The organism is Streptomyces sp. NPDC093568, assembly GCF_044764945.1.
Lineage (GTDB): Bacteria > Actinomycetota > Actinomycetes > Streptomycetales > Streptomycetaceae > Streptomyces.
This window is the reverse complement of the sequence record NZ_JBIWJD010000005.1, coordinates 472,595-496,510: the sequence shown is the minus strand read 5'-3', so window position 1 is coordinate 496,510 and position 23,916 is coordinate 472,595. Positions and strand designations below refer to the sequence as shown.

The following is a 23,916-nucleotide window of genomic DNA, read 5'->3' as shown; positions in this document are numbered from 1 at the left end:
CCCGTTACGTATCCTGAGCCCCGGACTGCATCACGGGGGAGGGGATTCGGGCGTGCCGCTGCACAGGGACGATCCGAAGTCGATCGGCGGCTACAAGCTGGTCGACCGGCTCGGGTCCGGGGGCATGGGGATCGTCTACCGGGGCAGGTCGCGCTCCGGGCGTGAGGTCGCCGTCAAGGTGGTGCACGGTCAGTACGCCGAGGACCCGGTCTTCCGCGCCCGTTTCCGCCAGGAGATCGAGGCCGTCCGCAAGGTGAGCGGCGCCTTCACCGCGCCGGTCGTGGACGCCGACCCGGAGGCGGTACGGCCCTGGATGGCGACCCAGTACGTGCCCGGACCCTCGCTCGCCGCGCTGATCCGCGACCGGGGCCCGCTGAAGGGCACCGAACTGCGGAGGCTGGCCCTCGGGTTGGTGGAGGCGCTGCGGGACATCCACCGGGCGGGGGTGGTCCACCGGGACCTCAAGCCCGCGAACGTCCTGATGGCCGACGACGGTCCGCGCGTCATCGACTTCGGCATCTCCCGCGCGGCCGAGAACCACCACACCCTGACCGAGACCGGCCAGATGATCGGCACCCCGCCCTTCATGTCCCCGGAACAGCTCACCGACGCCCGCTCGGTGGGCCAGGCCTCCGACGTCTTCTCCGTGGGCGCCCTGCTCGTCTACACGATCACGGGCCGGGGCCCCTTCGACGCGGACAGCCCCTATCTGACGGCGTATCAGGTGGTGCACGACGCCCCCGTCCTGGACGGTGTGCCGCAGCCCCTCCAGGGGGTCCTGGAACGCTGCTTGGCCAAGGAACCAGCGGAGCGGCCCGGACTGGACGAACTGGCGCGGGAGTTCGTGGCCGTGCTGCCGGAGCCGGGCGAGGACGACGGGCCCACCGTGACGTTGCGCACGGACGATGTCGCCGTGGTCCGCACCCGGCCCGCCGCGGTCGACGAGCCCGTGGCTCCCGTTCGACGCCGCAGACGAGTACGCCCGTGGGCCGCGGCCGGCACGATCGGCGCCCTGGCGCTCGGGCTGACGGGATACCTGCTGATGGGGCCCGAGTTGGGGGACGACGCCGCCCGCAGGGGCGCCGACACCGCCGCCCCCTCCCGTTGGGCGGCGCTGCCGTCCGGCTGGAAGCCCTGGCAGACGACGGTGGACGCCACCGCCGTGCGCGGTGTGAAGCAGGGCACAGGCAGTGGAAGCGGGCTCGGCGGCGGTCCTCAGTGCCGACTGTACGAGGGTGCCCTCTACTGTGCGGGTGACAGTGTCCTGCCCATGCGCCTCGACGGGCCGACCGGACGGACCGCCTGGCGGGCCGACGCGTTGCCGTCCGGCCGGCGCCAGGGCACGTACACCTTCTCGGTCCTCGGTGTCGTGGACGACGCGATGCTGGTCCAGCAGGAATACACCCCCGTCGCGGGGGGCGACTCCGGCACCACGGTCGCCGCCCTCGACACCGGGACCGGTGAGCCGCTCTGGCATCGCACCCTGACCGCCGGTTCCATGGGCGCGACGGTCTCCGGCGGTCTCGTGGTCATGCCGACCGGCAGCGAGGGCGCGGTGGCCGCCCGCTCGCCGCGCACCGGCGCCGTGCGCTGGACGGCGGCGCTGCCGGCCGGGCAGTACTGCGACCCGACAGGCGTCGGTGCGGACCTCCTCCTGCGGTGCGTCCCGGAGATGACACCCTCCAAGGACGCGCTGCTCCTGACACTGGACCGGGCGGACGGCACGGCACGGCGCCTGACGGTGCCCAATCGCGGCAGCCTCGTCGGGACGTACGAGGGCCGCCTGCTCTTCCTCGACTTCGCCGAGGACGAACAGGGGAACGTGTCCGCGGGCGGCCTCCAGGGGCCGTTCTCCCGGATCCGGCTGGTCGACCCGGACACCGGTGAAAGCAGGTCGACGGAGCTGGCGGAGGAGTTCGAGGGCCGTGTCACGCTGGCGGGCGGCACGCTGTGGTTCGCCTCGTCGTCCGGCCAGGTGACGGCCGCTTCGGCTCGGACGGGCGAGCGGCTGTGGCAGACCCGGACCAGCCTGGAGCAGCCGAGCGCCGTGACGTACGACTCGCGCGCCCGCGTGGTCTACCTGGCCAGCGCGAGCGGCCGGGTCGCCGCCCTCGACACGAAGAAGGGCACGCCGTTGTGGGAGACCCTGCCGCGTGCCCGGCGAGTGACGAGTCAGGGAGCTCTCTCGCATGCCAGGTTGCTGCTCCACGAGGGCGCCCTGATCGCCGCCACTCCGGACGGCGACATCTTCACCCTCGACCCCGCTCACCCCGACCGGAAGCCCGTATCGGGGTGAGCGCTTCCGGCGCCGGCTACGGCAGCGCCAGCATCCGCTCCAGCGCCAGCTTCGCGAACGCCTCGGTCTCCTTGTCGACCTCGATCCGGTTGACCAGGTTGCCCTCGGCCAGCGACTCCAGGGCCCACACCAGGTGGGGCAGGTCGATGCGGTTCATGGTCGAGCAGAAGCAGACCGTCTTGTCGAGGAAGACGATCTCCTTGCCCTCCGGCGCGAAACGGTTCGCCAGCCGGCGTACGAGATTGAGCTCGGTGCCGATGGCCCACTTGGAGCCGGCCGGGGCGGCCTCCAGGGCCTTGATGATGTACTCGGTCGACCCGACGTAGTCCGCCGCGGCCACGACCTCGTGCTTGCACTCGGGGTGGACCAGGACGTTCACGCCCGGGATGCGCTCGCGCACGTCGTTGACCGAGTCGAGGCTGAAGCGGCCGTGCACCGAGCAGTGGCCGCGCCACAGGATCATCTTCGCCGCGCGCAGCTCGTCGGCCGTCAGCCCGCCGTTCGGCTTGTGCGGGTTGTAGACGACGCAGTCCTCAAGGGACATGCCCATGTCCCGGACGGCGGTGTTGCGGCCGAGGTGCTGGTCCGGCAGGAAGAGCACCTTCTCGCCCTGCTCGAAGGCCCAGTCCAGCGCGCGCTTGGCGTTGGAGGAGGTGCAGATCGTGCCGCCGTGCTTGCCCGTGAACGCCTTGATGTCCGCGGACGAGTTCATGTACGACACCGGCACGACCTGCTCGGCTATCCCGGCCTCGGTCAGCACGTCCCAGCACTCGGCGACCTGCTCGGCCGTGGCCATGTCGGCCATCGAGCAGCCGGCGGCGAGGTCGGGCAGGACGACCTTCTGGTCGTCGGACGTCAGGATGTCCGCCGACTCGGCCATGAAGTGCACACCGCAGAACACGATGTACTCGGCCTCCGGGCGCGCGGCGGCGTCCCGGGCCAGCTTGAACGAGTCACCGGTCACGTCCGCGAACTGGATGACCTCGTCGCGCTGGTAGTGGTGGCCGAGCACGAAGACCTTGCTGCCGAGCTTCTCCTTGGCCGCGCGGGCGCGCTCCACCAGGTCCGGGTCGGACGGCGAGGGAAGGTCGCCGGGGCACTCGACGCCGCGCTCGCTCCTGGGGTCGGCCTCACGGCCGAGGAGCAGCAGGGCGAGGGGCGTCGGCTGTACGTCGAGCTCCTGGGTCTGGGCGGTGGTCACGACACGCACCCTTTCTGTTCTGCGGCTCGCCGGCCCCGTGGATCCGGGTCCGGCGGGTCAAGCGGGACACCTTCTTCGACTTCTCGTCGAATTGACGCTATCTATCATAACTGGTTCACGTCAGTTTGACGATGGCCATCGTGTCGATGTGACGTGAATCCCGACACCTGGACGTCGATCCGCGTTACCGGGGTGTCGGCGGGCGTTGTCAGGTTGTCCACAGGGCGCTGTCCGCTCTGCCACGCATGTGCGAGCATGAAGACGACGAGCACGATGACGACAAGCATGAAGGCGACGAGTGTGAGTGCGCCGAGTGTGAAGGCGCCGAGCGTGAGGCATAGGCAATTCACGTGCCCGGCCCGGAATGAATCCGCGGCCCGGCCGGTTGCACTCGTCGGCAAGCAGTCTCCGTACAACCCGGGAGAGATGTAGATGTCCGTATCGGACGAGACCAGCACCGCCACCGACGGCATCATCCTGAGCGACGCCGCCGCGGCCAAGGTCAAGGCCCTGCTCGACCAGGAAGGCCGTGACGACCTCGCCCTGCGTGTCGCCGTTCAGCCGGGTGGCTGCTCGGGCCTGCGCTACCAGCTCTTCTTCGACGAGCGCTCGCTCGACGGCGACGTCGTCAAGGACTTCGGCGGCGTCAAGGTCGTGACCGACCGCATGAGCGCTCCGTACCTGGGCGGCGCGTCCATCGACTTCGTCGACACCATTGAGAAGCAGGGCTTCACGATCGACAACCCGAACGCGACGGGCTCCTGCGCCTGCGGCGACTCCTTCAGCTGAGTCCCGCTCACCCGCAGAAAGGCGGCGACCCCCTCCGACGGGGCCGCCGCCTTCCCGTGTCCATGGGCCCTTACCGGGCCCCGGACGTCTGCGGTTCGTCCGGGAGCCGCGTCCCGGGCTTCTCCAGCGGGACCTGCCGACCGTCCGAGCCCACGACCTCACGGTCGCCGAGCGGCTCGTCCAGCTGCACGGTCTTGTGGAACACCTTGGCGATCTGGATGCAGATCGTCTCCGGCTCCGTGGTCGAGGTCACCCGGACCGTCACCCGGTCCCCGCTCTCGCTCGCCGTCACCTCGTACTCGGAGCACACACCGCCCGTGAAGGCCACGGTCAGCTCCTTGCCGTCGGCGGTGTAGGCATCCACCGGCACGTTCTCCGTGATCGGCGACGACGTCGGCTCGTCCTTCGGTCCGGTCGGCCGCGGAGACGGCTGGTCCGTCGGCTCCGCAGGGGGCGTGGGCGCGGCCAGGTACTTCGGGTCGACCGCCGGATAGGTCACCGTGAAGCTGTCCTGCGCGCCCTGCGCCTTCACCTCGAACAGCCAGGACGGCACCAGCGCCTGCCGCGCGTTCACATAGTGCGCGGCCAGCCCGAACACCGCCTTCTCCACCGTGATGACCTCCCGCGGCGGCGCACTGGCCGAGGCCGCGGTGTCCGGCGAGGTCTCCGCACCGGTCGACGCCTGGTCACCACAGGGCGCCTCCAGGCGGTCCTTCAGCGGTACGGGGCTGGCGCAGCCGCCGATCCCCATGCGGTGGTCGGTCCCCGGCGCCGCGTTCATCAGATCGAGCGTCTTCTCGGCGTCCAGCACGGGGTACGTGTCCCCCTTCACCGGCGCCTTCAACTGGCCGCTTCCGCCCACCACTTCACCCTGGGCGTTCACGGTCACGCCGGTCGTCCAGCCGTACGTGGGCAGCCCGTCGACCACGGGGCTCGCGTTGACCACCCGCTGGGCGCCCATGACCTGGCTCGCGTCGAGCTTCGCGTCGTCCTGACCCACCGCCTTGAGCACCGGCGCGGCGGCCTTGCGCGCGACGGCCTCGCTCACCGGGTCGCCGGCCGGGTCGGCGGTCTTCGCGCAGACGGTGGTGCTCTGGCAGGCGTCGGGGCCGGCCGCGTACCGGTAGAACGTCCAGGTCCCCGGCGCCTGCTTGTTCACCTGCAGGCTGGGCCCCGACCCGTCGTTGGCCCCGACCTTCCAGGTCTGCCCCTGCGCCACCGGCTTCCCGTCCACGCCGAGCGCCTCGGCCAGCCGGGCCACCTCGGCCGCGCCGACCTCGCCCCCGGCCCGGTAGACCGGCGCCGACCCGGGCCCGTCCGGCAGGTCGCCGTCGGCCTTGTAGGTGACGCCGTAGGGGTTGGGCTCCCCGGGCGCGATGCCGTTCGTACCGCCGCCGCTCTCGGAGTAGCCGTCCAGCCGGAGCGGCGGGGGAGTGTCGTCGCCGGCCGCCCCGGACGACGTGTCGCCGCCGGACCCACCGGACGCGGTCGTGGCGAGGTAGGCACCTCCACCACCGACGAGCAGCACGGCGGCGGCGACGGAGGCGATGATCGCCGGCGACCGGCGCCGGGATCCGCCATGGGCGTCGTCCGGGCCGTCGTGCCGGACGCCGTGCCGGGCGCCGTGTCGGCCATCGTGCCGCTCGTCGTCCGGAGCGTCGTGACGGGCGCCGGTCTCGGGCAGCGCGCCGGAGGCGGGCTCCGGTTCGGCCGTCGTGTCGGAAGCGGCCTTCGGCCCGGCGGTCGTGTCGGGAGCCTGTTCGGGTGCGGCCGCGGTGTCGGAGGCCTGCTCCGGTTCGGCCGTCGTGTCGGAAGCGGCCTTCGGCCCGGCGGTCGTGTCGGGAGTCTGCTCGGGTGCGGCCCTCGTGTCGGGGGCCTGCTCCGGTTCGGCCGCCGTGTCGGAGGCGGCCTTCGGTTCGGCCGCCGCGTCAGGAGCACGCTCCGATCCGGCCCCCGCGTCGGAGGCCGGCTCCGATTCGGCCCCCGCGCCGGAGGCCCGCTCCGGCTCACCCGCCGCCTCCGGGGCCTGCTCCGGCTCCGGCCCGTCCTTCTCGGCGTCCGGTGCCTTCTCCGCCACGGGCTCGCGGGCTTCAGCGGCTTCGTCGGCCCCGGCGGAGTCGGGGGCGGACTCGGCGTCCTGCTCCGCCCGTGCCTCCTCCGGGTCCCTGCCGGAGGCGCCCGCGTCGTCGTTGTCGGGTCGCTCGGTGTTCACCGCATCGCTCCTTCGGCTGCGCACATGTCCCATGACCCTGACCCGGCCCTGTCAAAAAGCCGCCCATTGGGTCGTATCCCGCATCCCCTTTACGGGGGACAGCGATGGGACGCAGCGGGGGAGCGCACGGTTCCCTCAACGGCGCCGATTCGGCCGGACCGCGCCGGTCCGGCCGCCGGAGTTCACTCGATCGCCGGAATCAGATCGCCGGAATCGGATCGCTGGAATCAGTCGCCGTAGTCGGACATCGCGTCCAGCAGCCGCGCCGACTTCGACGGCACCGTCACTCCGTGGATGCGTGACGGGGAGACCGGACGGGAAAGGACCCGGTCAGGAGCGGCCCAGTGCGGAGCCATCCGCGCGCAGTCGCCGAGCAGTGACGCCAGGTCGACCTCCAGGTCGGCCGGAGCGGGCGCGCGGACCTCGAATTTCGTCATGGCGGCACCGTACGCACGCCGGAGCCCGCGAAGAAAGATCTACTATCGGGTAGTTTTGGCCACTTCTGCGTCCCGGTCACGAACGGTAGCGTGGAATGTCAATTCAACCTCCCCGCAGGAGACTCCACGCCGTGCGCATCGCAGTCACCGGCTCCATCGCCACCGACCACCTCATGACCTTCCCCGGCCGCTTCGCCGACCAGTTCGTCGCGGACCAGCTGCACACGGTCTCGCTCTCCTTCCTGGTCGACAATCTGGACGTACGCCGGGGCGGCGTAGGCGCGAACATCGCCTTCGGCATGGGCCAGCTGGGCACGAACCCGATCCTGGTCGGCGCCGCGGGCTCCGACTTCGACGAGTACCGGGCCTGGCTGGACCGGCACGGCGTCGACACCGGCTCGGTCCGTATCTCCGAGACCCTGCACACCGCCCGCTTCGTCTGCACCACCGACGCCGACCACAACCAGATCGGCTCGTTCTACACGGGTGCGATGAGTGAGGCCCGGCTGATCGAGCTGAAGACCGTCGCGGACCGCGTGGGCGGCCTCGACCTGGTCCTCATCGGCGCCGACGACCCGGAGGGCATGCTCCGCCACACCGAGGAGTGCCGCTCCCGCTCGATCCCCTTCGCCGCCGACTTCTCCCAGCAGATCGCACGGATGAACGGCGACGAGATCCGGATACTGCTGGACGGGGCGACCTACCTCTTCTCCAACGAGTACGAGAAGGGGCTCATCGAGTCCAAGACCGGCTGGAGCGACGAGGAGATCCTCGCCAGGGTCGGCCACCGGGTCACGACCCTCGGCTCGCGGGGCGTGCGGATCGAGCGCAAGGGCGAGGACCCGATCGAGGTCGGCTGCCCCGAGGAGGAGCGCAAGGCCGACCCCACGGGCGTCGGCGACGCCTTCCGCGCCGGGTTCCTGTCGGGTCTCGCGTGGGGCGTCTCCCTGGAGCGGGCCGCGCAGGTCGGCTGCATGCTGGCGACGCTCGTCATCGAGACGGTCGGCACCCAGGAGTACCAGCTGCGCCGGGCGCACTTCATGGACCGGTTCACCAAGGCGTACGGGCATGACGCGGGCGAAGAGGTCCGGGCTCACCTGAGCTGACGTCCGCCCCGGCGGATTCGCCGTCGGTAGGGGGCGCGTGGGAGCTGTTCGCACTCCCCGCGCCCCTGATCGCGTTCAGCTCACCCGGCGCACCAGGTACGCGGTCCCCCGCTCCGCCGCCTCCTCACCCACGTACTCCTGCCCCCGCATCGCGCACCACGCCGGGATGTCGAGGCGGGCCGCCTCGTCGTCGGCGAGGACCCGGACCAGTCCGCCCACCGGCACCTCGCCGATGACCTTGGCGAGTTCGATGACGGGGATCGGGCAGAGCTTGCCGAGGGAGTCGACGACCAGGACGTCGTCGCGTACGACCGTCTCGGCGACCGGCGCGCCCAGCTTCTCCCGCACCCCGGCCACCGCACCCGGCAGCACCTCGAGGAACCGCTCGACATCCGCCGCCGCCGTCCCGGCCGGCAGGGACACACGCACGTTCCCCTCGCTCAGCACCCCCATCGCCTTCAGCACATGGCTGGGCGTCAGCGTGCTGCTCGTACAGGACGAACCGGACGAGACCGAGAACCCGGCGCGGTCCAGCTCATGCAGCAGTGTCTCCCCGTCGACATAGAGACAGGAGAAGGTGACGACGCCGGGCAGCCGGCGCACCGGGTCGCCCACGACCTCCACATCCGGCACCAGCTCCGGCACCCGTGCCCGGATCCGCTCCGTCAGCTCCCGCAGCCGTACCGCCTCTTGGGCCGCCTCGGCCTGGACGGCCCGCAGCGAGGCCGCCGCCGCCACGATCGCCGGGATGTTCTCGAACCCGGCCGCCCGCCCCGACTCCCGCTCGTCCGAGGGCCCTTGCGCGGCGAACCGCACACCCTTGCGCACGACGAGCAGCCCGATGCCCGCCGGCCCGCCCCATTTGTGCGCACTCCCGGTCAACACCGACCAGTCGCCCTCTACACGCCCCCACCCGAGCGACTGCGCCGCGTCCACCAGCAGCGGCACCCCGGCCTCCCGGCACACGGCGGCCACCTCGGCCACCGGCTGTTCGGTACCCACCTCGTGGTTGGCCGACTGAAGGCAGGCGAGCGCGGTGTCCGGGCGAAGGGCATCCGCGTACGCCCCCACGGCCACCGCCCCGCCCCGGTCCACCGCCACCTGAGTGACCGAACCCCCGCCGGCCTCGTGCGCGTCAGCCGCATGGAGCACAGAGGAGTGTTCGACGGCGGACACGATCAGGTGGCTTCCGATCCGGCGACGGCCCGCCAACACGCCCGCGATGCCCGAGTGCACGGCCCGCGTGCCGGACGACGTGAAGGTCAGCTCGTCCGGTCGGCTGCCCACGGCCTCGGCAGCCGCTTCCCGAGCCGCGTCCAGCAACAACCGCGCCCGCCGTCCCTCCTGATAGAGGCGCGCGGGATCGGCCCACCCCTCGTCGAGGGAGGCCAGGAGCGCCTGCCGGGCAACGGGATGAAGAGGAGCACTGGAAGCAGCGTCGAAGTAGCCCACACGGCAACGCTAGACCGCCGCCGACTGCAACGCCCCAAAAGGGGCGCGGGGAACTGCGCGACCAGCCACGAACAACCCGCAGCCGCCAATTCAGCGAACCCCCCACCCCACTAGGCACCCCTCCCCGCGAACCCCCGGAGGGCGTCGGCTAGGGTTTGGTCCGCATAAACATCCAAACCCCTGCCCGACGCAGGGCGGCGACCGACCAGCGAGAAGGCCAGGCCGCAGCCGATCCGCGCGGGCGAGACTCTCGGGAAGGCGCTACGTGAGTCCCAACGGCTCCGACCGCTCGCCGCGGCGCCCGATGCGGCGGAAGCTGCTGCAAGGCATGACCGCGGGCCTGGTCCTGGCGACAGCCACCGGTTGCTCGTACAACTGGGAAGACTTCCCCCGCCTTGGTATGCCCACCCCGACCACGGAAGAGGCTCCGCGGATCCTCTCCCTGTGGCAGGGTTCCTGGGCGGCTGCGCTCGCCGTCGGCGTGCTGGTGTGGGGTCTGATCCTGTGGAGCGCCATGTTCCACCGGCGCAGCCGCACCAAGGTCGAGGTACCTCCGCAGACCCGGTACAACATGCCCATCGAGGCGCTGTACACGGTGGTCCCGCTCATCATCGTCTCGGTCCTGTTCTACTTCACGGCCCGCGACGAGTCGAAGCTCCTCAGCCTCAAGGACAAGCCCGACGTCACCGTCAACGTCGTCGGCTTCCAGTGGAGCTGGTGCTTCAACATGATCGCCGACGTGGAGGGCTCCACCGGCGACGCCAAGACCTCCAAGGAACTGTCGGCGATTCCGAACCGGTTCAAGGAGGACTTCCCGGCGAACGCCGGCGGTGTGTACGACTGCGGCACCCCCGGCACCCGGAACCCCCAGACGGGCAACCCGGGCCCGACCCTGTGGCTGCCCAAGGGCAAGACGGTCCGCTTCGTCCTCACCTCGCGTGACGTCATCCACTCCTTCTGGGTGGTGCCGTTCCTGATGAAGCAGGACGTCATCCCGGGCCACACCAACGCCTTCGAGGTGACCCCCAACCGGGAGGGCACCTTCCTGGGCAAGTGCGCCGAGCTGTGCGGCGTCGACCACTCCCGGATGCTGTTCAACGTGAAGGTCGTCTCCCCCGAGCGGTACGAGCAGCACCTCAAGGACCTCGCCAAGAAGGGGCAGACCGGTTACGTTCCCGCCGGCATCGCGCAGACGAGCCACGAGAAGAACCGGGAGACGACAAACCTGTGAGCATCCTCAACGAACCCCAGGGTGCCGCGGCAGCTGAGGACTCGTACGAGAACGAGCTGCCGGTCCGGCGCAGGCAACCCGGCAACGTCGTGGTCAAGTGGCTCACCACCACCGACCACAAGACGATCGGCACGCTGTACCTCGTCACGTCGTTCGCGTTCTTCGTGATCGGTGGCGTGATGGCGCTCCTGATGCGCGCCGAGCTCGCCCGGCCCGGTCTGCAGATCATGTCGAACGAGCAGTTCAACCAGGCGTTCACGATGCACGGCACGATCATGCTGCTGATGTTCGCGACGCCGCTGTTCGCCGGCTTCGCGAACTGGATCATGCCGCTGCAGATCGGCGCGCCCGACGTGGCCTTCCCGCGGCTGAACATGTTCGCCTACTGGCTCTACCTGTTCGGCTCGCTCATCGCGGTCGGTGGCTTCCTCACCCCGGACGGCGCGGCCGACTTCGGCTGGTTCGCCTACTCCCCGCTGTCGGACGCGGTCCGCTCGCCGGGCGTCGGCGCCGACATGTGGATCATGGGTCTGGCCTTCTCCGGCTTCGGCACCATCCTCGGCTCGGTCAACTTCATCACCACGATCATCTGCATGCGTGCCCCCGGCATGACGATGTTCCGCATGCCGATCTTCGTGTGGAACGTGCTGCTGACCGCGGTGCTGGTCCTGCTCGCCTTCCCCGTCCTCGCGGCGGCGCTCTTCGCGCTGGAGGCGGACCGCAAGTTCGGCGCCCATGTCTTCGATGCCGCGAACGGTGGAGCCTTGCTGTGGCAACACCTGTTCTGGTTCTTCGGGCATCCAGAGGTGTACATCATCGCGCTGCCGTTCTTCGGCATCATCAGTGAGGTCATCCCGGTCTTCTCCCGCAAGCCGATGTTCGGCTACATGGGTCTGATCGCGGCGACCATCGCGATCGCGGGTCTGTCCGTGACGGTGTGGGCCCACCACATGTACGTCACCGGCGGTGTACTGCTCCCGTTCTTCTCCTTCATGACGTTCCTCATCGCCGTCCCCACCGGCGTGAAGTTCTTCAACTGGATCGGAACGATGTGGAAGGGCTCGTTGTCCTTCGAGACACCGATGCTCTGGGCGGTCGGCTTCCTCATCACCTTCACCTTCGGCGGTCTGACGGGCGTCATCCTGGCCTCGCCGCCGATGGACTTCCACGTGTCCGACTCGTACTTCGTGGTGGCGCACTTCCACTACGTCGTCTTCGGCACCGTCGTCTTCGCGATGTTCTCCGGCTTCCACTTCTGGTGGCCGAAGATGACCGGCAAGATGCTCGACGAGCGCCTCGGCAAGATGACCTTCTGGACGCTGTTCGTCGGCTTCCACGGCACGTTCCTGGTCCAGCACTGGCTGGGCGCCGAGGGCATGCCGCGTCGTTACGCCGACTACCTCGCGGCCGACGGCTTCACCGCCCTGAACACGATCTCGACGATCAGCTCGTTCGTGCTCGGCGCGTCGCTGCTGCCGTTCTTCTACAACGTGTGGAAGACGGCGAAGTACGGCAAGAAGGTCGAGGTCGACGACCCGTGGGGCTACGGCCGCTCGCTGGAGTGGGCCACGTCCTGCCCGCCGCCGCGGCACAACTTCCTCACCCTGCCGCGGATCCGTTCCGAATCCCCGGCGTTCGACCTGCACCACCCTGAGATCGCCGCTCTCGACGAGCTCGAGAACGCGCCTCACGGTGACAAGGCTCTGGCTGGTGGCAAGGAGGTCGGCAAGTGAAGACTCAGGGCACGATGTTCACCTGGCTGAGCGTCTTCATCCTCGCCATGGCGGTCGTCTACGGCGTCTGGTCGAAGGAGCCCGCCGGTACCACGGCGCTCTTCCTGGCCTTCGCCCTGTGCATCATGATCGGCTTCTACCTGGGCTTCACCGCCCGGCGGGTCGACGCGGGCGCGCAGGACAACAAGGAAGCGGACGTCGCGGACGACGCCGGCGAGGTCGGGTTCTTCAGCCCGCACAGCTGGCAGCCGCTCTCCCTCGCCATCGGAGGAGCGCTCGCCTTCCTGGCGATCGCGGTCGGCTGGTGGCTGCTGTACTTCTCGTTCCCGCTGATGCTGGTCGGCATCTGGGGCTGGGTCTTCGAGTACTACCGCGGTGAGAACCGCACCCAGTAACACGAGCTGAGCTCACAGCGGAGCCCGGACACTCCATAGGAGGTCCGGGCTCCCTCGTTTGCAGCAACAGGCATCACCCGTACGTACCACTCGGCGCGCCGCCGCCGACGCCGCTTCCTAGCGTGAAGCCATGAGCAAAACACCGCGCACGAGCACCGTCATAGGCTGCACGCTCCTGCTGATCGCGCTCGGCGCGACCGCCGTCGGGTGCAGCAGCGACGGCAACCCGCTGGCCGCCGACCCGTACGACGCGGCCGACCAGATCGCCTTCAACGGCCCCTCGGGCGACGGCAAGAAGGCCGACCCCGACAAGCCCCTCGAGATCACCGCCGAGGACTCCGACGGCCGCATCACGGACGTCACCGCCAGGGACGCCGCAGGACGCTATGTCGCGGGCGAACTCTCCGCCGACGGCACCCGGTGGCACAGCACCTCTCCGCTGGCCGCCAACGCCCGCTACACGGTCCGCGTGAGCACCGAGGACGAGGACGGCGCCCCCGGCCGCAAGGTCCTCACCTTCGAGACCAGCAAGCCGACCTCCAAGAAGCACCTGACGGTGAAGTTCGGTCCCAAGGCGGGCAAGTACGGCGTCGGCCAGCCCATCACGGCCGAGCTGAGCCGCCCCGTCAAGGAGAGGAATCAACGCGCGACAGTCGAGCGGGCCCTCAAGGTCGAGTCCATACCCGCGGTCGACGGCGCCTGGCACTGGGTGGACGACAAGGAACTCCACTACCGGCCCAAGGAGTACTGGCCGGCCGGAGCGACCATTCAGGCCCGCAGCAACCTGGACGGCATCAAGATCGGCGACCGTCTGTGGGGCGGCAAGGTCAAGCCCCTGAAGATAACCATCGGCGACCAGGTCATCGCCGTCACCGACGCCTCGTCCCACCAGCTGACGCTCTACCGCAACGGCGAGGAGGTCCGGTCGATACCGGTCACCACCGGCAAGGCCGGCTTCGAGACCCGCAACGGAGTCAAGGTCGTACTGGGCAAGGAGTACTTCGTACGCATGCGCGGCACGAGCATAGGCATAGCGGAAGGCTCCTCCGAGTCCTACGACCTACCGGTCTACTACGCCACCCGGGTGACCTGGAGCGGCGAGTACGTCCACGCGGCCCCCTGGTCGGTCGGCTCCCAGGGCTCCGCCAACGTCAGCCACGGCTGCACCGGCATGAGCACCGCCAACGCCGAGTGGTTCTTCGACAACGTCCGCGAGGGCGACATCGTGAAGGTCATCAACTCGTACGGCAACACGATGGAACCGTTCGGCAACGGCTTCGGCGACTGGAACCTCGACTGGAAGAAGTGGCGAGGCGGCAGCGCCCTGGTGGCCGGCACGCCGGACGGCCCCGCACCGGAAGAGGCGGCACGGCTGAGGCCACGGGCCGTCTGAGCGACCCGCGGCTGCCCCACAACCCTCGGGATGGGCTCCTAGGCGCTCTGCAGCCTCTTCGTCCGCAGCAGGGAGGCCAGCGCCGCCGCGAACTCCACCGGCTCCACAGGCAGCGTCACAGCCGCCTCGGCCCGGCTCCAGGTCGCCAGCCACGCATCCTGCGGCCGCCCGATCAGCAGCAGCACCGGCGGGCAGTTGAACACCTCGTCCTTGATCTGCCGGCAGACCCCCATGCCCCCCATGGGCACGGCCTCACCGTCGAGCACGCAGACGTCGATCCCGCCCCTGTCCAGCTCCTTGATGACGGCGGCAGGCGTCGCGCACTCCACGAACTCCACCACAGGGACGTCCGGAGCAGGCCTCCGGCCCGTCGCCAACCTCACCTGCTCGCGGGTGTTGGAGTCGTCGCTGTAGACCAGCACCGTGGCGGTCGGCTGCATTGTTCCTCCGTGACGTCAGCGTCGTAAGGACAGGCCTGTTGGGCCGGATGCTACTCCCTTGAACACCACGTCAACACCGGTATGAACGGCCAAGACACTCCGAACGGCACCCCCCGGAGTGAGGGCGGGATAAGCGACCGACATAATGTCGGTCGTGGCGACAGCAACGACAGTAGAAACCGGGCACGCGCACCCGTCGGTCAACCGGCCGAACCTCACCAGCGTCGGAACCATCATCTGGTTGAGTTCCGAGCTGATGTTCTTCGCGGCCCTCTTCGCGATGTACTTCACCCTGCGATCGGTGACGGGCCCCGAGTTCTGGAGTGAGAAGGCCGAGGCCTTGAACTTCCCGTTCTCGGCGACGAACACCACGATCCTGGTGCTCTCCTCCCTCACCTGCCAGCTCGGCGTCTTCGCCGCCGAGCGCGGTGACGTGAAGAAGCTCCGGGGCTGGTTCATCGTCACCTTCATCATGGGTGCGATCTTCATCGGCGGTCAGGTGTACGAGTACACCGAGCTGGTCCGGCACGAGGGCATCTCGCTCTCGTCCGATCCGTACGGCTCGGTCTTCTACCTGACCACCGGCTTCCACGGCCTGCACGTGACGGGCGGTCTCATCGCCTTCCTGCTGGTCCTCGGCCGCACCTACGCGGCCCGGAGGTTCACACACGAGCAGGCGACCGCCGCGATCGTCGTGTCCTACTACTGGCACTTCGTCGATGTCGTCTGGATCGGCCTCTTCGCCACGATCTACATGATCAAGTAGTCGGGCCCGATCCCGCGCGTTCAACAAACGCACATACCAGAAGCATCGACGCAGAAGATCCTGACACCGGGGTAATCCGTGAAAAAGCTCTCCGCACGACGACGCCATCCGCTGGCGGCGGTCGTCGTCCTACTCCTCGCGCTGGCGTGCACGGGGGGGCTGTACGCCGTGTTCGCTCCCGCGGACAAGGCGCAGGCCGAGGAAACCGCCCAGTCCCTCACCATCGAGGAGGGCAAGAAGCTCTACACCGTCGGCTGCGCCAGCTGCCACGGAACCGATGGTCAGGGCACCTCTGACGGTCCGAGCCTGGTGGGCGTCGGCGCCGCCGCCGTCGACTTCCAGGTCTCGACGGGCCGTATGCCGGCCGCCACCTCCCAGGGCGCCCAGGTCCCGAAGAAGAAGAACATCTACTCGCAGGCCGAGATCGACCAGCTGGCGGCGTACATCGCCTCGCTGGGTGCCGGTCCGTCCGTCCCGACCGAGGAGCAGTACGGCCCCGAGGGAGCGGACATCGGCAAGGGCGGCGAGCTCTTCCGCAACAACTGCGCCCAGTGCCACAACTTCACCGGCAAGGGCGGCGCGCTGACGAAGGGCAAGTACGCACCGAGCCTCGAGGGCGTCGACCCCAAGCACATCTACGAGGCCATGCAGACCGGCCCGCAGAACATGCCGTCCTTCCCCGACACCACGCTGTCGGAGCAGAACAAGAAGGACATCATCGCGTACCTGCACGCGGTCAACAGTGACGAGACGGTCAACCCGGGTGGGCTGGAGCTGGGCGGCCTCGGGCCGGTCAGCGAGGGCCTGTTCTCCTGGATCTTCGGTCTCGGCGCCCTGATCGCGGTCGCCATCTGGGTCGCCGCTCGGACCGCAAAGGCCAAGAAGTCATGAGTAGCCAAGACATTCCAGAAGAGAACCTGCCCGCTGAGCAGGACGCCCGCGTAGCGGTAGCCGACGAGAAGCACCCCTTCGCCGACCCCGGCCTGCCGCCGCACGAGCACCGGATCCAGGACATCGACGAGCGGGCCGCCCGGCGGTCCGAGCGCACGGTCGCCCTGCTGTTCACGGTGTCGATGCTGGCCACCGTCGGTTTCATCGCGTCGTACGTCGCGATCCCGCACGACAAGGCGATCTTCGTCTTCCCGATCGGTCACCTCAACGCGCTGAACTTCGCGCTGGGCCTGACCCTCGGCGCGGCGCTGTTCTGCATCGGCGCGGGCGCGGTCCACTGGGCCCGCACCCTGATGTCCGACGTGGAGGTCGCCGACGACCGGCACCCGATCGCGGCGGAGCCCGAGGTCAAGGCCAAGGTCATGGCCGACTTCAAGCAGGGCGCCAAGGAGTCCGCGCTGGGTCGCCGCAAGCTGATCCGCAACACGATGTTCGGTGCGCTGGCCCTGTTCCCGCTCTCCGGCGTCGTCCTGCTGCGCGACCTCGGCCCGCTGCCCGGGACCAAGCTCCGCCACACGCTGTGGTCCAAGGGCAAGCTGCTCGTCAACATGAACACCAACGAGCCGCTGCGTCCCTCGGACGTCGCGGTCGGCTCCCTCACCTTCGCCAAGCCGGAGGGCCTCGAGGAGCACGACCACGACTTCCAGAACGAGATCGCCAAGGCCGCCCTGATGATCGTCCGGCTCCAGCCCGACGACATCAAGGACAAGCAAGAGCTCGACTGGTCCTACCAGGGCATCGTCGCGTACTCGAAGATCTGCACCCACGTCGGTTGCCCGATCTCCCTGTACGAGCAGCAGACGCACCACGTGCTCTGCCCCTGCCACCAGTCCACCTTCGACCTCTCCGACGGTGCCCGAGTGATCTTCGGTCCCGCCGGTCACGCCCTGCCGCAGCTGCGCATCGGTGTGAACGACGAGGGCTACCTCGAGGCGCTCGGCGACTTCGAAGAGCCCGTCGGTCCTGCATTCTGGGAGCGCGGATGAGCACCACAGAGACCACAGAGTCCCGCTCGCGCGGGAAGGCACCGGCCGGCGAGCGCGTCGCCGACTGGGCGGACGGCCGGCTCGGGATCTACTCCCTGGCCAAGGCCAACATGCGCAAGATCTTCCCCGACCACTGGTCGTTCATGTTGGGTGAGGTCTGCCTCTACAGCTTCATCATCATCATCCTCACGGGTGTGTACCTGACGCTGTTCTTCCACCCGTCGATGAACGAGGTGGAGTACCACGGCTCCTACGTCCCGCTCCAGGGACAGCTCATGTCGGAGGCGTTCAGCTCCACGCTGCACATCTCCTTCGACGTGCGCGGTGGTCTGCTCATCCGGCAGATCCACCACTGGGCCGCGCTGATCTTCCTCGCGGGCATGTTCGTGCACATGATGCGCGTGTTCTTCACGGGCGCGTTCCGCAAGCCGCGTGAGATCAACTGGCTGTTCGGCTTCCTGCTGTTCGTCCTGGGCATGTTCACCGGTTTCACCGGCTACTCGCTCCCGGACGACCTGCTCTCCGGCACCGGTGTCCGCTTCACCGAGGGCGCGATCCTGTCCATGCCGATCGTCGGCACGTACATCTCGTTCTTCCTCTTCGGCGGCGAGTTCCCGGGCACCGACTTCGTGGCCCGCTTCTACTCGATCCACATCCTGCTGCTGCCGGGCATCATGCTCGGCCTGGTGGTCGGCCACCTGATCCTGGTCTTCTACCACAAGCACACGCAGTTCGCGGGTCCCGGAAAGACCAACAAGAACGTCGTCGGCATGCCGCTGCTGCCGGTCTACATGGCCAAGGCCGGAGGCTTCTTCTTCCTGGTCTTCGGTGTCATCGCGGTGATCGCGGCGATCGCGCAGATCAACCCGATCTGGGCCATGGGCCCCTACCGGCCGGACCAGGTGTCCACGGGCGCCCAGCCCGACTGGTACATGGGCTTCGCCGAGGGTCTGGTCCGGTACATGCCGGGCTGGGAGGTCAACTTCTGGGGTCACACGCTCGTCCTGGGCGTGTTCATCCCGCTGGTGCTCTTCGGCCTGGTCCTGATGGCGATCGCGGTCTACCCGTTCATCGAGTCCTGGGTCACCGGCGACAAGCGCGAGCACCACATCCTGGACCGCCCGCGCAACGCCCCGACGCGTACCGCGTTCGGCGTCGCCTGGGTCACGGTGTACATGATCGGCCTGGTCGGCGGTGGCAACGACCTGTGGGCCACCCACTTCCACCTGTCGATCAACGCGGTCACCTGGTTCGTCCGGATCGGGTTCTTCGCCGGACCGGTCCTCGCGTTCATCATCACCAAGCGGATCTGCCTCGGCCTGCAGCGCCGGGACAAGGACAAGGTGCTGCACGGCCGCGAGTCGGGCATCATCAAGCGCCTGCCGCACGGTGAGTTCATCGAGGTCCACGAGCCGCTCAGCCAGGACGCGCTGTACACGCTCACCGCGCACGAGCAGTACCAGCCGGCCGAGATCGGCCCGACGGTCGACGAGAACGGCGTCGAGCGCAAGGTGAAGGGCTCCGAGAAGCTGCGCGCCAAGCTCAGCAAGTCGTACTTCGGCGAGGACGGCCAGATCCCCAAGCCGACCGTCGAGGAGTACAAGGAGATCACGAGCGGCCACGGCCACCACTGATCGCCTGCCACGCCACGGTTGAGGGCCCCGTCCGTTGTACGGACGGGGCCCTTCGCCGTGCCCGGGGCTGGATAGGGTGGACCTCGTTGAGACTCATGTCCCGCAGTGCGGGACACCTGACCCTGGAGCGGCTTATGAGCGCTGTGACCCCCGCCGGAGGCGACACCGCGGCGGCCCGCTCCTGGCCCCTGCTGCTGAACGGCCTGCTGAACGGCTCCGACCTGTCCGCCGACGACACCGCCTGGGCGATGGACCTGATCATGCGCGGCGAGGCGACGGACGCGCAGATCGCCGGCTTCGTCGTGGCGCTGCGTGCCAAGGGCGAGACGGTGGAGGAGATCACCGGGCTGGTCCGGACGATGTACGCGCACGCGAACGTGATCGAGGTGCCGGGGGAGACCGTCGACATCGTCGGCACCGGCGGCGACGGCGCGAAGACCGTCAACATCTCCACGATGTCGGCGATCGTCATCGCCGGCACGGGCGCGAAGGTCGTCAAGCACGGCAACCGGGCGGCGTCCTCGGCGTCGGGTGCCTCGGACGTGCTGGAGAAGCTCGGCGTCAATCTGGAACTGCCGGTCGGGCGGGTGGCCGAGGTCGCCGAGGAGGCCGGGATCACCTTCTGCTTCGCGGTGAAGTTCCACCCCGCGCTGCGGCATGTGGCGGCGGCCCGCGGCCAGTTGGGCATCCGGACCACCTTCAACGTGCTCGGTCCGCTGACCAACCCGGCGAAGGTGAAGGCCCAGGCGGTCGGCGTGGCCGACCCGCGCATGGCGCCGATCGTCGCGGGTGTCTTCGCCGAGCGCGGCAACTCCTCGCTGGTGTTCCGCGGCGACGACGGGCTCGACGAGCTCACCACCACCGCCACGTCCCGGGTATGGGTCGTGCGCGACGGCAAGGTGACCGAGGAGGCCTTCGACCCGCGCGACGTCGGCATCGAGTTGGTGCCGGTGGAGGCGCTGCGCGGCGCCGACGCGTCCTACAACGCGGAGGTCGCCCGCCGTCTGCTGGACGGCGAGACGGGCCCGGTGCGGGACGCCGTCCTGCTGAACTCGGCGGCGGCGCTGGTGGCGCTGGAGCCCGGCGACGCGCCGCTGACGGAGCAGATCCGCGCCGGCATGGCGAAGGCGGCGGAGTCGATCGACTCGGGGTCCGCGAAGCGGACGCTGGAGCGTTGGGTCGCTGCGAGCAACCGCTAGCGCGCGAGATCGTCCCGCGATCCGGACACGGGTTGCGGGACGACGATCATTTCACGTACGTTCCTGTACCAGGTCATGAGTGACAGTCATGAGGCCCCGGCCGACTGTCCGGCAACCCTCCGTCCGTGGCGGGGTGCCCCGGGTGAAGACCAGGCCGTAGGCAGCGAAGTCTGCGGCAAGCGCGGGCCCCTCTCGAAACCAGGGGTCCTGGTCGTTCGAGGGAGTCTTCCGTGAGCAAGCGAATGCGATAGGGCTGCTGAGCCCCGCCTCCGCGCACCCTTTTCTCTTTCCCGCATGTCTTCAACCGGCATGCCCTTCACGGGAGTTCCCCCATGTCTGTCTCCACCGCTGCCGCCGCCCAGACCATTTGCGCCCCCCTGCCCGTTCTGGGCCGGGATGTCACCGTCCCGCTCGTCACCGGCGGCGAGGTCACCTACGCCGCGCTCGACTACGCCGCCAGCGCCCCCGCCCTCCAGCGTGTCTGGGACGACGTCGCCGCCTACGCGCCGTACTACGGCAGCGTTCACCGCGGCGCCGGGTACCTCTCGCAGCTCTCCACCGACCTGTTCGAGAACGCCCGCCGGACGGTCGCCGAGTTCCTGGACTGCCGCGACGACGACCAGCTGGTCTTCACCCGGTCCACCACCGACTCGCTCAACCTCCTCGCCGCCGCCCTCCCGGCCGACTGCCAGGTCTTCGTCTTCGAGACCGAGCACCACGCCTCCCTGCTGCCCTGGCGCGACGCCCGCGTCACCTACCTCAACGCGCCCCGCACCCCCCGCCAGGCCGTCGAGACCCTGGAGCGCGCCCTCGCCGACCGCGACCCCTACGGCCCGGCCCTGGTCTGCGTCACCGGCGCCTCGAACGTCACCGGCGAGCTGTGGCCGGTACGGGAACTGGCGGCGGCCGCGCACGCACACGGCGCCCGGATCGTCCTGGACGCCGCCCAGCTGGCCCCCCACCACCCGGTCTCCGTCCGCGACCTCGACGTCGACTGGATCGCCTTCTCCGGCCACAAGCTGTACGCCCCGTTCGGCTCGGGCGTCCTGGCCGGCCGTGCCGACTGGCTGCGCGAGGCGGAGCCGTACCTCGCGGGCGGCGGTGCCAGCCGCAAGGTCACCCGGCGTGAGGACGGGGGAGTGGACGTCGACTGGCACGACAGCGCCGCCCGCCACGAGGCCGGCTCCCCGAACGTCATCGGCGCCTACTCCATCGCCTCCGCCTGCAAGGCCCTCACCGAGGCCGGGTTCGACGACCTCGTCGCCCGCGAGCAGTACCTGATCGAGAAGGTGCGGGCCGGTCTCGCCGAGGTGCCGGACGTCCGCGTCCTCTCCCTCTTCGGCGACGACGCCCCGCGCGTCGGCGTGATCTCCTTCGTCGTCGACGGCTGGAACAGCTCCCACTTCGCCGCCGCCCTCTCCGCCGAGTACGGCATCGGAGTGCGGGACGGGCTGTTCTGCGCCCACCCGCTGGTGCGGACCCTGCTGGGCAGCGACCCGCAGGCCCAGGGCGAGTGCGGGGCCCCGGAGGCGGCGCCGGGCGAGAAGTCCCTCAACGCGATCCGGGTGAGCTTCGGCGCCGGTACGCCCGACGAGCACGTCGAGCGGTTCGTGAACGCCGTGCAGGAGCTCGTCACGGACGGCGCCCGCTGGAACTACCGCACCGAGGACGGCCGTTGCGTGCCGGACACCTCCGCGTGAGCCGGTAGCCGGGCGCCCAGCAGATTCATCCGCAGGGCGCGTTCGGTCCCGTCCGTGAGGAGTTCGGAGGCCCGCACCAGGGCCTCCGCCAGGGCCATCGGCGCCGGCAGGATGCCGCTGAACGCGTCGACGCCGGGAACGCCCTGCGCGCCCTCGCCCAGCGTGCCCGCCGGCACGAGCACCGGGCGGCCGCGGAGCTTGGCCCGGCGGGCCACCTCGGCCGGGACCTTGCCCTTGGGCGTGTGGTGGTCCAGGGCGCCCTCGGCGGTGACGATGAGGTCGGCACGGGCGAGGCGGGCCTCGAGGCCGAGGTGGTCGAGCAGGACGTCGAAGCGGGGGAAGAGCCGGGCGCCGAGCGCGGCGAGGCCCGCGCCCAGGCCGCCGGACGCTCCGGTGCCGGGGCCGTGGTGCAGGTCGGTGCCCACGGCCCCAGGTCGCGGGTGAGGGCGTCCGCCCAGTTCACCAGCCCGGCCGATAGTTGCTCGACCTGCGCGGGCGTCGCCCCCTTCTGCGGGCCGAAGACGCGCGCCACGCCGCATGCGCCGCACAGCCAGTCGCGGGGCTGTCGGTCACCGGCGGGCGGGAGACGACCTCGTCGTTCGGCGCGGGTGCGGGCCGGGCGGGCGTCGGTGTGGGGGAGCCGCTGTCCAGCTCCACCCTGGGCGGGCCCCCGGGCGACTTCGGCTGGTCGGTGAGGGCGAAGCTGGTCGCGGCGATGTCCAGGGGGATCGCCACTACGGCGGCCAGTGCCGCGATCCGGTGCGAGAAGGCCGTACGGGAGGCCCGCCAGCGCTGCGCCATGCCGTGCCGCACCGCCTCCGACGATCCTGCCCGGGTCGCCCGGCGGCGACGACGAGCTCAGGACGAGGAACTCCTCATCCTGAGCCGTGCACCGGGTCTCAGCTGTCCAGGCCGATGGCGAAGGCCGCCTCGATGTCGTGCTGCGAGTACGTACGGAACGCCACGTGCGTGTCCGTCCCCTCGACGCCGGGGATCTTGCTGATCCGCCCGGGGATGACCTCGGCCAGGTCCTCGTGCTCCTTCACGCGCACCATCGCGATCAGGTCGTAGGTGCCGGTGACGGAGAAGACCTCGGTCACGCTCTCCAGCGAAGCGATCCGCTCCGCGATCTCGGGGATCCGGTCCACGCTGGTCTTGATCAGGACGATCGCGGTGATCACGGCTGGTTCTCTCCCTCGGGGGCCGGAGCTGGGGCGGCTTTCACTCTAGTCGGCCGCCCGAAGCGGGCCCACGCGTAGCCGAAGCCCAGTCCGAAGCCCACCAGGTGCGCCAGATACGCCACCCCCGGCCCCTGGCCCGCACGCCCCGCGGCCACCCACTGCAGCGCCACCCAGAAGGGCAGCACGACCCAGGCCGGGAAGCGCAGCGGCAGGAAGAACAGGAACGGCAGCAGGCTTGTCACCCGCGCCGCGGGGAAGAGGAACAGCAGGGCGCCGAGGACCGCCGAGATCGCCCCGGACGCGCCGACCAGGGACTGGGTGGAGTCGTCGTTGGCTGCGGCGTAGCCCAGCAGGGCCAGATAGCCGCACCCGAGGTAGAAGAGCGTGAACTGGACGCGGCCCATCCGTTCCTCGGTCATCACGCCGAAGACGTAGAGGAAGAGCATGTTGCCGAGCAGGTGCACCCAGCTGCCGTGCACGAAGAGGGCCGTCGCGGGGGTGAGGGCGGCCCGCGCCGAGCCCTCGAAGAGCTCCTCGGGCACGACGCCCCAGCGGTGGAAGTAGGCCCGCTGTGCGGCCGCCAGCCCCTCGCCGGAGCCGTACACCGGATTGAGCCCCGCCGCCGGGCCCACCAGGAACAGCAGGCAGCACAGGACGATCAGCCCGTACGTCACCGGCGTCGACGAGCGCAGGACGGCTCGGACCGATCGGCCCGCTCTGCCGCACCGGGCTCCGAAACACGCCACGCTCCAGTTGCCGATCATGAACACAGAGCATGACGTAACGGGACGCAGCCGCGCAGAGCGCCTCGCCG

The 23,916-nt window shown here is 69.7% G+C and carries 22 protein-coding genes, 1 pseudogene and 1 riboswitch; of the genes and pseudogenes, 13 read left to right on the top strand and 10 right to left on the bottom strand.

Going from position 1 to position 23,916, the window contains the following annotated elements; genetic code table 11:
* The first annotated feature begins 52 nt into the window (after nt 1-52).
* Nucleotides 53-2,296, top strand: coding sequence for a PQQ-binding-like beta-propeller repeat protein (locus ACIRD7_RS22965; RefSeq protein ID WP_403456087.1), 2,244 nt, complete (start codon nt 53-55; stop codon nt 2,294-2,296).
* Nucleotides 2,297-2,312: 16 nt separating this feature from the next.
* On the opposite strand, the gene nadA is transcribed toward ACIRD7_RS22965, so the two are convergent.
* Nucleotides 2,313-3,497, bottom strand: a complete 1,185-nt coding sequence (nadA, locus tag ACIRD7_RS22960; RefSeq protein WP_403456085.1) for a quinolinate synthase NadA — start codon at nt 3,495-3,497, stop codon at nt 2,313-2,315.
* A 104-nt stretch (nt 3,498-3,601) separates the two neighbouring features.
* Complete coding sequence (locus ACIRD7_RS22955) at nt 3,602-3,961, bottom strand: hypothetical protein (RefSeq protein ID WP_403456082.1); 360 nt, start codon at nt 3,959-3,961, stop codon at nt 3,602-3,604.
* Between ACIRD7_RS22955 and ACIRD7_RS22950 the strand changes: the two genes are divergently transcribed.
* A complete protein-coding gene (locus ACIRD7_RS22950; RefSeq protein ID WP_030951236.1) occupies nt 3,930-4,286 on the top strand; it encodes an iron-sulfur cluster assembly accessory protein in 357 nt (118 codons plus the stop codon). The genes ACIRD7_RS22955 and ACIRD7_RS22950 overlap by 32 nt on opposite strands.
* Nucleotides 4,287-4,356: 70 nt before the next feature.
* Here ACIRD7_RS22950 and ACIRD7_RS22945 read toward each other — a convergent pair whose 3' ends face one another.
* Both ACIRD7_RS22945 and ACIRD7_RS22940 read right to left on the bottom strand, forming a co-directional pair.
* Nucleotides 4,357-6,498: a hypothetical protein gene (locus ACIRD7_RS22945; protein ID WP_403456080.1), complete on the bottom strand. Its 2,142-nt coding sequence runs from the start codon at nt 6,496-6,498 to the stop codon at nt 4,357-4,359.
* A 227-nt stretch (nt 6,499-6,725) separates the two neighbouring features.
* Nucleotides 6,726-6,935 carry a hypothetical protein gene (locus ACIRD7_RS22940; protein WP_030967407.1) on the bottom strand — a complete coding sequence of 70 codons (210 nt, stop codon included), beginning with the start codon at nt 6,933-6,935 and terminating at the stop codon, nt 6,726-6,728.
* A gap of 131 nt (nt 6,936-7,066) precedes the next feature.
* Here ACIRD7_RS22940 and ACIRD7_RS22935 point away from each other — a divergent pair, with 131 nt between their 5' ends.
* The gene (locus ACIRD7_RS22935) at nt 7,067-8,041 is read left to right on the top strand and encodes a carbohydrate kinase family protein (protein WP_403456077.1); all 975 of its coding nucleotides are present in this window, start codon (nt 7,067-7,069) and stop codon (nt 8,039-8,041) included.
* Nucleotides 8,042-8,116: 75 nt separating this feature from the next.
* Here ACIRD7_RS22935 and ACIRD7_RS22930 read toward each other — a convergent pair whose 3' ends face one another.
* Complete coding sequence (locus ACIRD7_RS22930; protein WP_403456075.1) at nt 8,117-9,493, bottom strand: cysteine desulfurase/sulfurtransferase TusA family protein; 1,377 nt, start codon at nt 9,491-9,493, stop codon at nt 8,117-8,119.
* A gap of 265 nt (nt 9,494-9,758) precedes the next feature.
* Between ACIRD7_RS22930 and coxB the strand changes: the two genes are divergently transcribed.
* From coxB to ACIRD7_RS22910, 4 genes are all read left to right on the top strand, one after another.
* Nucleotides 9,759-10,724, top strand: a complete 966-nt coding sequence (coxB, locus tag ACIRD7_RS22925) for a cytochrome c oxidase subunit II (protein ID WP_403456073.1) — start codon at nt 9,759-9,761, stop codon at nt 10,722-10,724.
* On the top strand, nt 10,721-12,457 hold the full coding sequence (gene ctaD, locus ACIRD7_RS22920; protein ID WP_403456071.1) for a cytochrome c oxidase subunit I: 1,737 nt from the start codon (nt 10,721-10,723) through the stop codon (nt 12,455-12,457). The genes coxB and ctaD overlap by 4 nt, the downstream gene beginning before the upstream one ends.
* Complete coding sequence (locus tag ACIRD7_RS22915; protein WP_403456069.1) at nt 12,454-12,852, top strand: cytochrome c oxidase subunit 4; 399 nt, start codon at nt 12,454-12,456, stop codon at nt 12,850-12,852. The genes ctaD and ACIRD7_RS22915 overlap by 4 nt, the downstream gene beginning before the upstream one ends.
* 130 nt (nt 12,853-12,982) lie before the next feature.
* Complete coding sequence (locus tag ACIRD7_RS22910) at nt 12,983-14,245, top strand: Ig-like domain-containing protein (RefSeq protein ID WP_403456067.1); 1,263 nt, start codon at nt 12,983-12,985, stop codon at nt 14,243-14,245.
* Between the two features lie 38 nt (nt 14,246-14,283).
* Here the strand turns inward: ACIRD7_RS22910 and ACIRD7_RS22905 are convergent, their stop codons facing one another.
* On the bottom strand, nt 14,284-14,685 hold the full coding sequence (locus ACIRD7_RS22905) for a hypothetical protein (RefSeq protein WP_403456065.1): 402 nt from the start codon (nt 14,683-14,685) through the stop codon (nt 14,284-14,286).
* A 145-nt stretch (nt 14,686-14,830) separates the two neighbouring features.
* On the opposite strand from ACIRD7_RS22905, the gene ACIRD7_RS22900 reads away from it, so the two are divergent.
* The 6 genes from ACIRD7_RS22900 to ACIRD7_RS22875 all read left to right on the top strand — a co-directional run bounded on the left by ACIRD7_RS22900 (nt 14,831) and on the right by ACIRD7_RS22875 (nt 21,921).
* Nucleotides 14,831-15,451 carry a heme-copper oxidase subunit III gene (locus ACIRD7_RS22900; protein WP_380851080.1) on the top strand — a complete coding sequence of 207 codons (621 nt, stop codon included), beginning with the start codon at nt 14,831-14,833 and terminating at the stop codon, nt 15,449-15,451.
* A 78-nt stretch (nt 15,452-15,529) separates the two neighbouring features.
* Nucleotides 15,530-16,342 (top strand): c-type cytochrome, encoded by an 813-nt coding sequence (locus ACIRD7_RS22895; protein ID WP_403456062.1) that lies wholly within the window; start codon nt 15,530-15,532, stop codon nt 16,340-16,342.
* Nucleotides 16,339-17,388 (top strand): Rieske 2Fe-2S domain-containing protein, encoded by a 1,050-nt coding sequence (locus ACIRD7_RS22890; RefSeq protein ID WP_403456059.1) that lies wholly within the window; start codon nt 16,339-16,341, stop codon nt 17,386-17,388. The genes ACIRD7_RS22895 and ACIRD7_RS22890 overlap by 4 nt, the downstream gene beginning before the upstream one ends.
* A complete protein-coding gene (locus ACIRD7_RS22885; protein WP_403456057.1) occupies nt 17,385-19,022 on the top strand; it encodes a cytochrome bc complex cytochrome b subunit in 1,638 nt (545 codons plus the stop codon). The genes ACIRD7_RS22890 and ACIRD7_RS22885 overlap by 4 nt, the downstream gene beginning before the upstream one ends.
* Nucleotides 19,023-19,156: 134 nt before the next feature.
* Entirely contained in the window at nt 19,157-20,221 is a 1,065-nt protein-coding gene (trpD, locus tag ACIRD7_RS22880; protein WP_403456055.1) for an anthranilate phosphoribosyltransferase, read from the top strand.
* Between the two features lie 71 nt (nt 20,222-20,292).
* Nucleotides 20,293-20,409, top strand: a riboswitch (SAM riboswitch).
* Nucleotides 20,410-20,553: 144 nt separating this feature from the next.
* Complete coding sequence (locus ACIRD7_RS22875; RefSeq protein WP_403456053.1) at nt 20,554-21,921, top strand: aminotransferase class V-fold PLP-dependent enzyme; 1,368 nt, start codon at nt 20,554-20,556, stop codon at nt 21,919-21,921.
* Here ACIRD7_RS22875 and ACIRD7_RS22870 read toward each other — a convergent pair.
* From ACIRD7_RS22870 to ACIRD7_RS22855, 4 genes and pseudogenes are all read right to left on the bottom strand, one after another.
* Nucleotides 21,876-22,483 (bottom strand): annotated as a pseudogene (locus ACIRD7_RS22870) (glycerate kinase); the annotation flags it as partial. The gene ACIRD7_RS22875 and the pseudogene ACIRD7_RS22870 overlap by 46 nt on opposite strands.
* Nucleotides 22,381-22,722, bottom strand: a complete 342-nt coding sequence (locus ACIRD7_RS22865; RefSeq protein ID WP_403456052.1) for a hypothetical protein — start codon at nt 22,720-22,722, stop codon at nt 22,381-22,383. The gene ACIRD7_RS22865 and the pseudogene ACIRD7_RS22870, both read right to left, overlap by 103 nt.
* Before the next feature lie 98 nt (nt 22,723-22,820).
* The gene (locus ACIRD7_RS22860) at nt 22,821-23,102 is read right to left on the bottom strand and encodes an Lrp/AsnC ligand binding domain-containing protein (RefSeq protein WP_328428302.1); all 282 of its coding nucleotides are present in this window, start codon (nt 23,100-23,102) and stop codon (nt 22,821-22,823) included.
* Nucleotides 23,099-23,866, bottom strand: a complete 768-nt coding sequence (locus tag ACIRD7_RS22855) for a rhomboid family intramembrane serine protease (protein WP_403456050.1) — start codon at nt 23,864-23,866, stop codon at nt 23,099-23,101. The genes ACIRD7_RS22860 and ACIRD7_RS22855 overlap by 4 nt, the downstream gene beginning before the upstream one ends.
* Between the last annotated feature and the right edge of the window lie 50 nt (nt 23,867-23,916).